Raw genomic sequence first — 13902 nt, forward strand, 5'->3', positions numbered from 1 at the left:
GAAGCGGCGCAAAGGGACAGCGCTCTCGTGCCCTTTGCGCTTGAAGCAATGCTCTTCCGGGGTTAGATGCCCAGGCAGAGGTATTTGATTTCCAGGTAATCTTCGATGCCGTACTTGGAGCCTTCACGGCCCAGGCCCGAGGCCTTGATGCCGCCGAACGGCGCGACTTCGTTGGAGATCAACCCGGTGTTGACGCCGACCATGCCGTATTCCAGGGCTTCAGCCACACGGAACACACGGCCCAGATCACGAGCATAGAAGTACGAGGCCAGACCGAACTCGGTGTCGTTGGACATCGCGATCACGTCGGCTTCGTCTTTGAAACGGAACAGTGGAGCCAATGGACCGAAGGTTTCTTCCTTGGCCACGGCAGCGTTGTTCGGCACGTTGGTCAGGATAGTCGGCTCGAAGAAGTTGCCTTCCATCGGCTTGCCACCCGCCAGCACGGTCGCGCCTTTGCTCAAGGCATCGGCGATGTGTTCTTGCACCTTGGCCACGGCTTTTTCGTCGATCAGCGGGCCAGTGGTAGTGCCTGCTTCCAGACCGTTGCCGATCTTCAGTTTGGCGACAGCCACTTTCAACTTCTCGGCGAATGCGTCGTAAACACCGTCCTGGATGTACAGGCGGTTGGCGCAGACGCAGGTCTGGCCGTTGTTGCGGTATTTGGAAATGATCGCGCCTTCGACGGCCTTATCCAGGTCCGCGTCGTCGAACACGATGAACGGCGCGTTGCCGCCCAGCTCCAGGGACACTTTCTTGATGTCCTTGGCGCATTCGGCCATCAGTTGACGACCGATTTCGGTCGAACCGGTGAAGGACAGCTTGCGCACGATCGGGTTGCTGGTCAGCTCGGTACCGATGTCGCCGGCGCTGCCGGAAACAACGCTGAACACGCCAGCCGGGATGCCGGCACGCTGGGCCAGTTCGGCCAGGGCGAAAGCGGAGTACGGGGTTTGCGAAGCAGGCTTGAGCACCATGGTGCAACCGGCGGCCAGGGCCGGGCCGGCTTTACGGGTGATCATCGCAGCCGGGAAGTTCCACGGGGTGATTGCAGCGGTCACGCCGATTGGCTGCTTGATCACGATCAGGCGCTTGTCTGGCTGGTGGCCCGGAATCACGTCACCGTAGATACGCTTGGCTTCTTCGGCGAACCATTCGATGAAGGAAGCGGCGTAAACGATTTCGCCCTTGGCTTCGGACAATGGCTTGCCTTGTTCCAGGGTCATCAGGCGAGCCAGGTCGTCCTGGTTCTCGATGATCAGTTCGAACCAGCGACGCAGCTTGGTCGCACGCTCTTTGGCGGTCAGTGCACGCCAGGCCGGCAGCGCTTTGTCAGCAGCTTCGATCGCACGGCGGGTTTCGGCAGCGCCCATTTTCGGCACGGTGCCCAGAATTTCGCCCGTTGCCGGGTTGTTGACCTTGATCGTCTGACCATTGTCCGCATCGACCCACGCGCCATCGATGAAGGCTTGCTGGCGGAACAACTGGGTGTCTTTAAGCTGCATGTCGGCTTTCCTTAACAGCACCGCAACGAATGCGGAGCAAATTATGATTGTAGAAAGGCGCCTCGATAGGCTGCCGTCAGGGAAATCATTCACCGGGCTGAAGCACATAAATAGCGCACTGATTGAACTCGTGCGGTTCAGCACCCAGACAAGAGCGTTTGAAATCTCAAACGAATCCTAGGATCAAAGGGGGTAAAGGACAATAGCCTGTTCGAAAAAAAGAACGAAAACGACGCTTTTGCCTATTTTTTCTGATCAACGTAGCAACCGCGCGTTACAGCTTTAAAAAAACGCAGGCGATTCAGCAGCATGGACGCCCGCAGCGCATATGAGTATCATGGCGCCCGCTGCACCAGTAGCTCAGCTGGATAGAGTACTGCCCTCCGAAGGCAGGGGTCGTGGGTTCGAATCCCGCCTGGTGCACCATACGTTGAAGCGAGAAAGCCTCAGGTCTTATGGGTCTGGGGCTTTTTTGTGGGTGTTTGAAAGCTTCGCGCCTAATGATCAATGCTGTTATTTTCAAACAGCCGGCCAATGTCTCTCGCGCTATGCAGCACGCGTTCGACCTTGATCTCGTCGTCCGCCAAACAGTAGAAGATCAGATATCGGCCATGGGGAAGCATTCGCAATCCCTTGGCGCAATCGTCTCTTGAAACACCCAGATTCGGTTGTTCGATTAATCGCGCGCACTGCATGCGTAGCTCGCCCACAAACGTCCGGGCCCGGTCAGGATTGTCTCGGGCGATAAAACGAGCGACTTGCAGCAGATCGTCCCGTGCCAATGCAGAGAAAAGCACTTGCCTCATGGACGGTGTTGCTCTGCTTCTACCTCATCAATCAGCGCATCAAGCTCGGCAAACATTGTATCGGCAGCGACGGCCGGACGCGGATCGTTGCGGCTCGCCGCAATGGCTTCACGAAGTTCGGCAGCGTGCAGCCGATCCAGCAGCTGTTGATAGGCCGCGTGCGGTAAAAGATAGGCGGCTGGACGGTTGTGGTTGAGCACGGCAACAGGCTCGGAACCGGCTTGCTCGATTACAGTACTCGGGCTGCGCTTGAGCTCGGTGATGCTGACCGAACGACTTGCAAGTAGCTGCTCCATGGCGGCTCCAAAGGTACGTAAAAAAGTACCTGATAGTGTGCCATTTTCAGCATGGGGGTCAACGAGTCTCCGACCGGTGCTGTCCCGGCCCACAAAAAAACCGCCGAAGCGGTTTTTTTTTCATTCTGTAGTCCAGTCGAACTCGTCGTACCCATCATCGTCCTCGTCGTCCTCGAAAAACTCCTCTTCAAGGTCGTCGTCTTCAACAACATCCTTTTCCGGCTGATTCAGCAGAAAATCCTTGCGACTCTCGGTAATCGCTCGCCGCAGTTCTTCACCCTTTTGCGGGCAGTTGAGCATTTGGGCGATGCGGTCGATCTTTTTTGCCACGGCATCCTCCAACGCATCGGCTATAGCCTGATAGTGCGCGCTTTCGGGGGTGGATGCCAAATCCCCGGAATGCCGCGCACTTCAGTTTTCTGCAAATCCGCTGGGGCGATCAGCCTTTAGCGGTGATAGCGCCGCACCACGCTACTGTTTTTCAGGACGTGGCCTTTGATTTTTTCCAGCAACTGCGCACGGGTCAGGCCGGCGGGCAAGGCGTCCGGGGGCAGGTCCAGGGCGTAGATCTGGATGATGTAGTGGTGCGCGCTGTCGCCAACGGGCGGGCAAGGGCCGACATAGCCGGTGGTTGCCTTGCTGTTGGTACCGGCGACGCCCTCGAGGCCGGGTTTGCTCCCGGCACCGGCCGGGATCTGGTGGGTGCCGGCCTTGATGCCGTAATGCACCCACTGATCGATGCCCTGGCCCTGCTGGCCGTCAGGGTCGTGCATGACGATGGCGTAGCTTTGGGTGGCTGCCGGGCCGGCGTTCCAGTTCAATGCCGGGGAAATGTTATGCCCGCCACAGCCCGCGGAGTCGCTGGCGGCGGCCGACGTGAACAGGCGGTCATCGGAGACTCCAGGAATGTTCAGGGTGAAACGTTCCTGGGCCTGCGCCGGGAACTGCACGCACAGGGCGACTGCCAAGGCCGCAAGCCAAGGGTTCATTGAGGTCAATCGGGGCATACCGGAGCACCTTGTACGTGTTGGGCCGTCGTCGGCGTGCAAACTATAGCCGGACCGTTCACGCCGTGGCAGGGGCAATTGGCTGAACCTCGCGATAAGTACCAGACTCATAAGTGAAACGTCTGTCTGGAGAGCAATCATGACTCTGCATCGCGTTGCGCGTGTCGCCAATGTGCCCGAAGACCGGGGTCTGGAAGTGCAGGTCCAGGACAGCAAGATTCTGCTGTTGCGGGCCGGCGAACAACTGCGCGCTTATCAGGCCGAATGCCCGCATGCCGGAGCCCCGCTGGCGGACGGCGCGATATGCCACGGGCGCCTGACGTGTCCATGGCACAAGGCGCAGTTTCGGGTCGAGGATGGCGGGCTGTGCGAACCGCCAGCCCTGGACAGCCTCAAGCGCTATCCCCTTGAAGTCCGTGACGGCGACATCTGGGTCGGCGACCAGCCGATGCCGGACGCCCACGCGCCACCGGCCGACGATCCACGAACCTTCATCATTGTCGGCGCTGGCGCGGCAGGCACGGCGGCGTCAGCATGTTTGCGCGAGAAAGGTTTCGGCGGCCGGTTACTGTTGATCGACCGCGAAGCCGATGCCGGATACGACCGCACGGCGCTAAGCAAATACGTGATCGCCGGGGAGATGCCGCTGCACGAAGTCCCGCCGCTACGCGATGAGGATTTTTACCGCGAGCAGCGGATCGAACGCCTGCGAGGCGAAGTGGCAAGCCTGGACGCGCCAAACCGGACGCTGCGGCTGACTGACGGCCAATCACTGACATACGACGCCGCGCTGCTGGCCACCGGCGGCGTGCCCAACCCGCTGACGCTGCCCGGCGCCGACCTGCCGCAAGTGTTCGTCCTGCGCTCCAAAGCCCATGCGCAGCAGATTCTGGACAGCGCCAGCGCCGGCCAGCGGGTGGTGATCATCGGCGACAGCTTCATTGCCATGGAATCCGCCTCGTCCCTGCGCCAGCTTGGCCTGCACGTGACCGTACTGGCCCGCCACGAGGTGCCGCTTGCCAAACAGTTCGGCGACACGGTCGGCAAGGCCATTCGCGCACGACATGAAGCTCATGGCGTCGTGTTTCATACCCAGGGCAATGCGGTACAGATCGAAGGGACAGACAAGGTCGAAGCCGTGCGCCTGGACAACGACCAACGCCTGGCGGCCGATCTGGTGCTGGTCGGCATCGGCGTGACGCCAGCCACGGCGGCCTTTACCGGGTTACCGAAGGAGCAGGATCACTCGCTGCATGTCGATGGCGCAATGCGCGTGGCCGACGGTCTCTGGGCGGCTGGCGATATCGCAACGTTCCCGCTGAACAACCAATACCTGCGCATCGAACACTGGCGACTGGCCCAACAACAGGCGCGGATCGCCGCGGCCAATATGCTGGGCGGTGACGAGCATTACCTCGACGTGCCGTTTTTCTGGACCTGGCATTTCGGTAAAACCTATGACTACCTCGGCCACTCCGAGGCCTGGGACGAAGTCGAGTTCAAGGGCGACCCTTACAACCCGCCGTTCATAGGCCTGTTCGGAAAAAACGGCGTGGTGTCGGCGGCGGTAGCCTGCGAGATGGACCGGGCAATGGCGATGCTCGCCGAGCGGATGAAACAACCGCTGCCATGGGAAGAGGCATGGCGCCTTATCCGAGACGTTCCCTAGTGATGCCAGACAGCAAAACGCCCGGCGCCTGCGCGATGCAGAGGCCGGGCGTTGCGGGGTAAACGGCCGCCGTTATTCGGTGGCGCCAGCATCCGCAAACTTGCTCATCACAAAACCGGCAAACTCTTCGACGGTCATTTTCTGGCCGTTGAAGTCCACCTGATTGTTGGCGTAACGCAGGTTGGTGACGATGTTATTGCCGTCCAGTTTTGCCAGTTGGCTGCCGACCGCCATGCTGCTGAACATGTCCGCGGTGGCGGTGGCCTGGTCGGCAATCAGCTTGGCGTCGGTCTGACCGTCGATTTGCGATTGCACGGTGAGCACATCGATCAGCATGGGTTTGGACACTTGCAGCTTGAAGTCCAGCAGCGCGATCAGCTGTCTGACCAACTGATCGGTCGGCAGATCGATAGCTTGTGGCTTGGTCAGGTCAAGCACCATGTTGGCGCGGCTCTCACCGTTGGCGGTGTTGAACGACAGGTTTTCCAGGGCCACTTGTGGTCCGGCCGCCAGCAGTTTTTCCAGGCTGGACTTGAGCAGCGCCTCTTCGGCTTCGGTCAGTTTCAGCTCCGGTGCCGGCAGACCGGCCGCCGTTGCTTCGGCCACCGCCCTTTCATACGGCTGCAGTTTGCTCTGGTAAATCTGCATCAACGACAGGGTCGCCGGAATGTCGAGGTTCTTCAGGCTCATGGCCAGCGAACCGGAACCAATGGTCTTGCCGTTCAGGGACACTTCGCCAACCTTGTAATCGGCACGCCCTGAGGCGTTGCTGCCCTTTTCTTCAGTCAGGTTCTTCATTTCGAATTTCTTGAAGTCCAGCACCGACTGCTTGACGCCAAAAGTCGATTTGCCGCTGACCAGTTCAACGACGTTTTCGCCGGTGTAGAAACCGTAGGTACTTTTTGTCAGGTTGCTGGCCAGGGTCAGGCCATTGAATTCAACCTGCACCGGCGTCTGGTCTTCGGACACGGTGGTCACCTTCAGGCTGTCCATGTAGCCGTTGGCCTTGACCTTCTGCGCCTTGGCGCTGGCGTCGACGTCCATTTTCAAGCCGGAGAACTTCATGCTCGACTTGTCATCCAGTGCCATTTCCAGCGGCTGCAACTCGAAGGTGCCATTGGTAGCGTTGTCATAGCCGATATTGACCACGCCGGTCAGCGGGGACTTGTCCTTGGCGGCGGCAAACCACTTCTCGGTGAACGGAGTCTTTTCCAGCTCGTAGTGACTGGTCGCCAAGACCGGCAGCCACTTGAGCGACATCAGGCGCGAGAACGGCAACGGGCCGTGTTCGATGTGATCGACAAACAGCAACTCAACCGGCGCGTCGCCGAACATTTCGCCTTCGCCCTTGAGGCGATAGTGCGCGGTGCTGCTGAACACATGACGCTCCAGCGACACCAGCTCCAGCGACGCCGTGCCGTTGGAACCAACCATCGCCGCCTGCAGTTCCTTGTTGGCATCGGCAATCGAGGTGTTCAGCACACCTTCGATCCTGGTGCTGGTGAACCAGGCCCCGCCTGCGCTGATGGCACCGATGGCGACAACAATTCCCAGTAGCACGCCTGCTGATTTATTCATGTATGACCCGTTCAGTGTCCGTTGTTGAAAGTGAGGTCGTCTTCCCTGAACCCATGACGGGTTGCGGCTCGACTGTGCTGAAAGTGGAAAGCAGATTAGCACCAGGGGCGACGAACGGCCCAATGATTAAAGGTGAAAGAGTGTCTTGGGGGGGCGCAGGATTCGAGATCTTCGCAATCCATTCGATCGCTATCGTCGGAACGCCGCCCGGAGCAAGCTCGCTCCCACAGGGATCACGCTATACCTGTGGGAGCGGGCTTGCCCGCGATGGCGGCATAACAGCCACCACAAAATCAGGAATACTGGACTTCAATCTCATCCAGCTGATGATCAAAGCTTTTGAGCCGCGCAGTCCAGGTGTACACCAGCACTTCGAAGTCACGGTTGATCACCGCCCCGCCCGTCACTTCCGCGCGCGGGTCGCAGACGTCCAGTTGATAGCGTTCGCGGGCCATGGCCGTGGCGACATCGGCCAGTTCGCGAGCATTGCTGAGCCAGTGCCGACCGTCGTCAGCCACCTGCCGGTCCAGCGCCAGGCACTGTTTTTTCAGGCTCTCGAGGCTTTTTTCCAGCGGCGTGCCGGTCAATTCGCCCATGACTTCCTGAAAGGTGCGCCCCGGTTGCCAGTAACTGCCCCAGAAATAGCGGTCGAACACCGTTTCGACACGACGCAACGCCACCTTGGTGTCCCAGATCAGGACCAGGGTCTTGCCCTGTTCGAGTTGTCTTTTCTTGATGCGTTGATTCTGGACCGAGGCCCAGGCCACCACAGCAATGGACATCACGGCAATCAGCGCGGCGGCACTGTCGAGGAACGCCATGGCCTTGTCGATCTGGTGGGCCAGCATGATGCCGTAGAAATAGGTGGCCGACAGCAGCACCAACGCCACGATGGCGCACCAGAAGCCGAGAGCATAAGGGTTTTTCATTATTGGTTTCCCCCTGACCTGCGCGAGCCTTGTGCGAAGAAAGGGCGCTTTTGCACCGGGCGCCCCTCCAACACTTCAAAGCATAGCAACGGCCTCAGGGTTTGCCGGAGTTCGACGCTTGCGTTCGTCCGCTTTCCCAACCGCCGCCCAAGGCGAGGAACAAATCGATCTGGCTGGCGGCAACCTGGGTGTTAGCGGCCGCCAGCTGCGCTGTGACGTCGATGTAGGTGCGGGTGGCTTGCAGGTCGGCCAGGAACGAGGCGCGGCCGGCCTGGAAGAAGCGGTGGGTCTGGTCGGCCGCCAGTTTTGCCGATTGCTCGGCATCGGCCAGTGCATCGCAGCGTTGCAGCAATGCCGTGTACTGGGCAAGACCGGTCTGGGTCTCGCGAATGGCGTTGAGCACCACCCCGTCGAAATGCGCCAGGGTCGCCTGGGTCACCGCTTCGGCTTCGCGGATGCGCGCCCGGGCGCCGTTGGTCGGCACGTTCCAGGTCAGCGACGGACCGAAGCCCCAGCGATTGGTAGACGGGTCGCCGAGATCGTCCAGGATACCGACGGTACCGATAGTCGCGCCGATGCTGATGTTCGGGTACAGCTCGCCCGTGGCGACGCCGATACCGGCCGTCGCGGCCGCCAGTCGCCGCTCGGCCTGCCGCACATCGGGACGACGCTTGAGCAACGCGGCGCCATCGCCCACCGGTACCAGTTGCGCGATTTTTGGCAGCTCGTCGCAGGTGGCGGTGCCGGCCGGCAGTTGGTCCACCGGCTTGGCCAGCAACATCGACAAGCGGTACAGCCCGGCCTGGCGCGACGCTTCATAGCGCGGCATGTCGGCGCGCAGGGATTTGAATTGGGTCTGCGAGCGGGTGACCTGGGTTTCGTCGCCACGCCCGGCATCGCGTAGGCGCTGGATCAGCGTGGTGCTCTGGGCTTGCAGGTCGAGGGAGTGCTGGGCGATTTCCCGCTCTTCATTGGCTGCACACACCTGAGTGTAGGCGCGGACCACGTCGGCCACCACGGTGATGCGTGCAGTGTCGGCAGCTGCCTGTGTCGCATCGGCATTGGCCTTGGCCGCTTCGATACCGCGTTGCAAGGTGCCGAACAGGTCGAACTGGTACGACGCGCTGATGCCGATATCGCCGATGTTGGCCACCGGCACTTTTTCCGGCAGCAGGAATGCCTGGCCAGACTCCTGCAAGCGCTGGGCGCCCATCTGCACGCCGCCGCTCCAGCCGCCCGCCGCTTCGGCCTCATCAACCTGCGCACGAGACCGCGACAGGCTGGCCGCCGCCACGCGCAAATCGGTGTTGGAGGCCATGGCCTGCTGTACCAACTGGTCGAGTCGCGGGTCCTTGTACAGGCGCCACCAATCGGCCGGTACCGGCGCGGACACCACCGTTTTACCGTCGACCGCCAGATCGCCCTGAAAGTCAGGACGATGGACAGCCGCCTCTTCAGGCAAATGATAATCCGGCCCGACCACCTGACACGCCGACAGCAGCAAACCTAATCCGGCGACCGCCAAACCCGAGGCCTTGCTCATTGCGTCGGCTCCCGTTGCTGATCGTCGATGATCGATACCGTGGCGGTGCGCCCGGCGATCATGCGGAAATCATCCGGCACGTCATCGAAGGCGATGCGCACCGGAATCCGCTGGGCCAGCCGCACCCAGCTGAATGCCGGGTTGACGTTGGGCAGCAGGTTATTGCCGCTGGTGCGGTCGCGGTCTTCGATACCGGCGACGATGCTCTCCACATGCCCGCGCAGGCGTGCATTGTCGCCGATCACCCGGATGTCGACGCTCTGCCCGATATGAATGCCGTTCAGTTTGGTTTCTTCGAAATAGCCGTCGATGTGGAACGAGTTGCTGTCGACCACCGACAACACGGGCCGCCCGGCGCTGACGAACTCCTGGGCCCGTGGCGCGCGGTCGTTGACGTAGCCGTCCACCGGGCTGCGGATCACCGAGCGGTCGAGGTTGAGCTGCGCGCTGTCCACCGCCACCTGGGCTTCCATCAACGCCACTTGGGCGCGGGCCACTTTCGACTGGCTTTCTTCCAGTTGCTCACCCGGCACCAGGTTACCAAGACCCTTGTTCCGCTTGGCCTCGCGCTGGGCCTGGGCCAGGGTTTCTTCACGGTCGGCGACTGCCGCTTTCGCCTGGCGCAGGGCCAGCTTGAAGCGGTCCGGATCGATGCTGAACAGCACCTGGCCGCGCTTGACCAACTGGTTGTCGCGCACCTCCACTTGCTGGATCAGCCCGGAGACATCCGGCGCGATTTGCACGATGTCGGCACGGATGTGCCCGTCGCGGGTCCAGGGCGCGAACATGTAATACATCACCATGCGCCAGACCACGACCACGGCGAAGCTCACGATCAGCAGGGTCAACACCACGCGACCCAGGGTTAGAAACGGTTTTTTCATGTCATCAGGTATCGACTGAGTGAGTCCACGGCGCCAAGCAGCAAGGCGTAGAGGGCCACGTTGAACAATGCCCGGTGCCAGACCAGACGGTAAAAGTGCAGGCGCGTCAGCACCCCGTGCACCAACAGGTACAACACATACGTAATGCCCATCAGCACCAGCAGCGTGGGCAGGAATACCCCGCTCAGATCCAGGTCACCGATCATAAGGGCGCTCCATCAATGCCATGGGGAAGCGGTTCTTCGGGCTCGGCGGAACCGACGAATTCGACGCCGGGCAACAGTGCCAGGCGCAGGCCGCTCAGGGCGTGCAGCAGATGCCGACGGGTTTCATCATCGCCGGCACCGCTGAGGGCGCGACGCGTGCGGTCGAGGGTCATCAGCAACGGGCTCGGTGCCTGCAAGCGCTCACCGGCCTTGAGACAGGCCTTGAAGTACTCGCCAACCTCGGCCACCACCTGGCGCAGCAGCACCTGCGGCACACCAAGGACCCGCGGCGTATAAGCGAGCAGGTCCAACAGATTCAGCGCCACCCGCACTTCCCGCAGCGCCACGCCGGAGTCCTGGCCGGTCATGGCCAGGCGCGGCAGGTGCTGCATCAGCCGATCGAGCATCCGTATGCCCAGAAGCCGATGCTCAGACAACGTGGCCGGCTCGGAGAGGCCGACAATGTCACGCCAGCTGAAACGGGTCAGGCGCTTGGCTGCCAGTTCGGCACCGAACGGCCGGGCGATCAGGGTCCAGATGAACGCGAACAGCAACCCCATGGGGCCGGCCAGGTTGGAGTTGGCGAAACTGAGGAAGTCCGCGTCGTAAGCGCCCTGAATGCTGATGAAGGACGAGGTGTTGACCAGAGTCAGCAGCATGCCCAGGTAAAACTGCGGCTTGACCGTCAGGGTGCCGACACAAATGAACGGCACGGCAAACGCCAGTACCAGCATCGGAAAGTCATGCAGGTTGGGCAGCACCAGAAACAGATAAAGGCTGGCGAACACCACCGACATCGCCGTCCAGAAAAAGAACCGGTAAATCTGCGGCGCGGGGTCGTCCATCGAGGCAAAGAAACTACACGCCACCGCCGCCAGGATCACTGCGCTGCCGCCATCGGTCCAGCCGAGCAGAATCCACAGCACCGAAGCGACGATTATCGCGGTGACGGTGGAAGCAGCGGAATAAAACATCAGGCCGCGATCCAGAAACGGGGACAGTCGCCCCAGCCGCCAATGCCGATACACCGCGCGCCAATTGTCCTGGCTTTCGCACTGGATGGCGTATTGCAGGCTGCGGCAGTCCTGCCACAAATCGATCCACTCGCCGAGACGGTAAATGGCGTTGGAGAACAGCAGTTGCTTGCGGTCATCCAGCGCTTCGGGAGCCGGTTGCAGGGCCTCGAGTTTATCCTTCAGTGCCTGCCAGCGGGCGAGGTCGGCATCCTTGTGCTCGAGCCACTCGGTGGTGGCCGTCAGCAATGGCGCGAACTTGTCCACAAGCTCGGGGGTGCGCCGTTCCAGGGCGTAAAGCGCATCGTCGAGGGCATCGATCACTGGCAGCAGGTGAATCATCCGTCCGCGCAATTCCTTGGTGTTGCGCACCGTCTGCGGACGCGAGCCTTCGTGGGGCAACTGGCCGATCATCAACTCCAGGGAGTTGAAGGTAGCGACCATCGATGCCCGCAACGCGCTGACCTCTTCAGGCTGCACGTTGCGGCTGAGGAAGCGCAGGCTGTAGGTCGATGCATCGGTAAACCATTTGCTCACCGAATCATTGAACACCGGCGCCAGGCGCCGGGGCCAGAACATGGCGCCCACTACCGCCGCCACGGCGATGCCCAGAAAGATTTCTTCGGTCCGCGCTTCGGCCACGTCCCACACCCCCAGCGGGTTGTTCACCACCGGCAGGGCGATCAGCGGCAAGGTGTAACCGGCGAGCATCAAGGCGTAGTTGTTGGCCGTGCGCAAATGCAGGGATAGAAACAGCAGCGTCCCGGTCCACAGCGCAATCACCACCACCAGCACGTAGGGGCTCTGCACGAACATCGGCACGAACAAAACCGCCGCAGCAGCGCCGATAAAGGTGCCGACCGCCCGGTACAGCGCCTTGGAACTGGTAGGACCGAGAAACGGACTGGAAACGATGTACACCGTAGCCATCGCCCAATACGGACGCGGCATTTGCATGAGCAGGGCGATGTACAGCGCGATCATCGATGCGGCGAAGGTGCGGACTCCGTAGAACCAGTCCCGCGCCGGGGGCATGCCAGAGAAAAATCCGCTCAAGAGTTGGCCACCGATGGCGGCGTGGCCGCTTCAAATGCTCTCAGTACCCGCAGCGTAGCTTCCAGATCACTCTGGTCAATGCCTTCAAGGACTTCGTGGCGCAAGCGCACCAGTTCCACTTCGACCGCCTGCACCAGCTCCCGACCGGTTTCGGTCAGGCTCAGGCATTTGGCGCGGCGGTCCTGTGCATCTTCGGTGCGGCAGACGTAGCCGCCATGGCACAACTGATCGAGCAGGCGCACCAGCGACGGGCTCTCCATCCCTGCTGCCTGGGCCACCGTCACTTGGCGCACACCCTCGCCCAGCCGCCCGATCATCAACAACGGAACGGCGCAGGCTTCGGAGATTCCATAGTTGGCCAGCGTGGTCTGGCAGATTTTGCGCCAATGCCTGGCGGCCACCACCATGGCGCTGCTGATGTTCATCTGGAGAATGGCAAGGTTATTCGGCACGAGGGAAAATACACACTGTTAGTTTGCTAACTATCAATATCGCATTGGAGGGGATTTTCCGTCAAGTTTTGAAACAATTGCGTAACAGCGACCTGCCGAGAACCATCAACGTTTCCTGGCACGCTCGTACACTTCACTTCGTTCCCGCTTTCCTACTGCAACGACAGAAACGACAACGCGCTCATCTATCACCTCGTAGACGAGTCGGTAGCCAGATGACTTCAATTTGATTTTGTAGCAGTCGGGCATGCCATGGAGTGAGTCAGACGGGATTCGAGGCATTTCGAGCCGTTCGGCCAACTTCTTTTTGAATTGCTCACGCAGCGTATGCCCCAGCTTGTCCCACTCTTTGCGTGCAGATGGCAGAAATTCGAGCTTATAGGTCATCCAGCGTTACCGGAATTGGCGTTTCATGACGACGAGAACGCACGATTTCCGCCAACTCCAAATCGTCGAGACGCTCCACCATGGCCTCGAAAACATCTGCCGGGACCATGTAGCCCATGACACGATTGTGATTGAGCACTGCGACGGGCCCTCCATGGGCGCCATTCAAAACGGCAGAGGGGTTTTTCTTCAGTTCAGACACGCTGACAGCCATATCAGCCAAAACACTTTGCATAATTAAGACCTCAAATAAGGTCTTAATTCTGGTCAATTATTGTGATCAGAGCAACCTCGGCGGACCGCCGCCTATCAGTTATTTACACCCCCCGCCCCTTCCTCAACATCACATCCAGTTGATCCACCACCTCGGCCCAATCCGCGTCATCGAGAATCTCCTCCCGCAGAAGTTCCGCCTGGCTCGGACTCCAGAAAAACGCATCCGCAAGGTGCAGCTCCGGTTTGAGCGGTGAATGGGTGGCGATGAATTTATCGATGCTTTCGGCGTCGTCCGGCAGGCCGAGTTGTTTGAACAGGGATGGAAGGTTGTGGGTCGGGCTTTCCATGTCGAACT

General features: G+C 60.6%; 16 protein-coding genes and 1 tRNA gene. 2 read left to right on the plus strand and 15 right to left on the minus strand.

Going from position 1 to position 13902, the window contains the following annotated elements; all coding sequences use genetic code 11:
• Window positions 1–62: 62 nt before the first annotated feature.
• A complete protein-coding gene (gabD, locus tag AC1RDQ_RS12755) occupies window positions 63–1505 on the minus strand; it encodes an NADP-dependent succinate-semialdehyde dehydrogenase (protein WP_492587473.1) in 1443 nt (480 codons plus the stop codon).
• A 349-nt stretch (window positions 1506–1854) separates the two neighbouring features.
• Here gabD and AC1RDQ_RS12760 point away from each other — a divergent pair.
• Window positions 1855–1931: transfer RNA gene (locus tag AC1RDQ_RS12760), tRNA-Arg, on the plus strand.
• A gap of 71 nt (window positions 1932–2002) precedes the next feature.
• On the opposite strand, the gene AC1RDQ_RS12765 is transcribed toward AC1RDQ_RS12760, so the two are convergent.
• From AC1RDQ_RS12765 to AC1RDQ_RS12780, 4 genes are all read right to left on the minus strand, one after another.
• A complete protein-coding gene (locus AC1RDQ_RS12765) occupies window positions 2003–2311 on the minus strand; it encodes a type II toxin-antitoxin system RelE/ParE family toxin (RefSeq protein WP_492587475.1) in 309 nt (102 codons plus the stop codon).
• Window positions 2308–2607, minus strand: coding sequence for a type II toxin-antitoxin system Phd/YefM family antitoxin (locus AC1RDQ_RS12770; protein ID WP_090452422.1), 300 nt, complete (start codon window positions 2605–2607; stop codon window positions 2308–2310). Before AC1RDQ_RS12770 ends, AC1RDQ_RS12765 begins: the two co-directional genes overlap by 4 nt.
• A 120-nt stretch (window positions 2608–2727) precedes the next feature.
• On the minus strand, window positions 2728–2997 hold the full coding sequence (locus tag AC1RDQ_RS12775; protein WP_492587477.1) for a hypothetical protein: 270 nt from the start codon (window positions 2995–2997) through the stop codon (window positions 2728–2730).
• A gap of 56 nt (window positions 2998–3053) precedes the next feature.
• Window positions 3054–3614 (minus strand): YbhB/YbcL family Raf kinase inhibitor-like protein, encoded by a 561-nt coding sequence (locus tag AC1RDQ_RS12780; RefSeq protein ID WP_150812079.1) that lies wholly within the window; start codon window positions 3612–3614, stop codon window positions 3054–3056.
• 139 nt (window positions 3615–3753) lie between these two features.
• On the opposite strand from AC1RDQ_RS12780, the gene AC1RDQ_RS12785 reads away from it, so the two are divergent.
• Window positions 3754–5283 (plus strand): FAD-dependent oxidoreductase, encoded by a 1530-nt coding sequence (locus AC1RDQ_RS12785; protein WP_492587479.1) that lies wholly within the window; start codon window positions 3754–3756, stop codon window positions 5281–5283.
• A gap of 72 nt (window positions 5284–5355) precedes the next feature.
• On the opposite strand, the gene AC1RDQ_RS12790 is transcribed toward AC1RDQ_RS12785, so the two are convergent.
• The 10 genes from AC1RDQ_RS12790 to AC1RDQ_RS12835 form a co-directional block, all read right to left on the minus strand.
• Entirely contained in the window at window positions 5356–6861 is a 1506-nt protein-coding gene (locus AC1RDQ_RS12790; protein ID WP_492587481.1) for a YdgA family protein, read from the minus strand.
• Between the two features lie 293 nt (window positions 6862–7154).
• Window positions 7155–7790 (minus strand): hypothetical protein, encoded by a 636-nt coding sequence (locus tag AC1RDQ_RS12795; RefSeq protein WP_057712526.1) that lies wholly within the window; start codon window positions 7788–7790, stop codon window positions 7155–7157.
• 94 nt (window positions 7791–7884) lie between these two features.
• A complete protein-coding gene (locus AC1RDQ_RS12800; RefSeq protein WP_492587482.1) occupies window positions 7885–9333 on the minus strand; it encodes an efflux transporter outer membrane subunit in 1449 nt (482 codons plus the stop codon).
• On the minus strand, window positions 9330–10217 hold the full coding sequence (locus tag AC1RDQ_RS12805; RefSeq protein WP_492587483.1) for an efflux RND transporter periplasmic adaptor subunit: 888 nt from the start codon (window positions 10215–10217) through the stop codon (window positions 9330–9332). The genes AC1RDQ_RS12800 and AC1RDQ_RS12805 overlap by 4 nt, the downstream gene beginning before the upstream one ends.
• Complete coding sequence (locus tag AC1RDQ_RS12810) at window positions 10214–10423, minus strand: DUF1656 domain-containing protein (protein ID WP_007987399.1); 210 nt, start codon at window positions 10421–10423, stop codon at window positions 10214–10216. The genes AC1RDQ_RS12805 and AC1RDQ_RS12810 overlap by 4 nt, the downstream gene beginning before the upstream one ends.
• Window positions 10420–12492: an FUSC family protein gene (locus AC1RDQ_RS12815; RefSeq protein ID WP_057712529.1), complete on the minus strand. Its 2073-nt coding sequence runs from the start codon at window positions 12490–12492 to the stop codon at window positions 10420–10422. The genes AC1RDQ_RS12810 and AC1RDQ_RS12815 overlap by 4 nt, the downstream gene beginning before the upstream one ends.
• Window positions 12489–12917, minus strand: coding sequence for a MarR family winged helix-turn-helix transcriptional regulator (locus AC1RDQ_RS12820; RefSeq protein ID WP_046040691.1), 429 nt, complete (start codon window positions 12915–12917; stop codon window positions 12489–12491). The genes AC1RDQ_RS12815 and AC1RDQ_RS12820 overlap by 4 nt, the downstream gene beginning before the upstream one ends.
• A gap of 132 nt (window positions 12918–13049) precedes the next feature.
• Entirely contained in the window at window positions 13050–13331 is a 282-nt protein-coding gene (locus AC1RDQ_RS12825; RefSeq protein ID WP_057399135.1) for a type II toxin-antitoxin system RelE family toxin, read from the minus strand.
• Window positions 13321–13566: a type II toxin-antitoxin system Phd/YefM family antitoxin gene (locus AC1RDQ_RS12830; RefSeq protein WP_079246689.1), complete on the minus strand. Its 246-nt coding sequence runs from the start codon at window positions 13564–13566 to the stop codon at window positions 13321–13323. Before AC1RDQ_RS12830 ends, AC1RDQ_RS12825 begins: the two co-directional genes overlap by 11 nt.
• An 82-nt stretch (window positions 13567–13648) precedes the next feature.
• Window positions 13649–13894: a DUF2789 domain-containing protein gene (locus AC1RDQ_RS12835; protein WP_015092958.1), complete on the minus strand. Its 246-nt coding sequence runs from the start codon at window positions 13892–13894 to the stop codon at window positions 13649–13651.
• Between the last annotated feature and the right edge of the window lie 8 nt (window positions 13895–13902).

The sequence above is a fragment of the Pseudomonas sp. GW823-FHT02E01 genome (genome assembly GCF_058797535.1).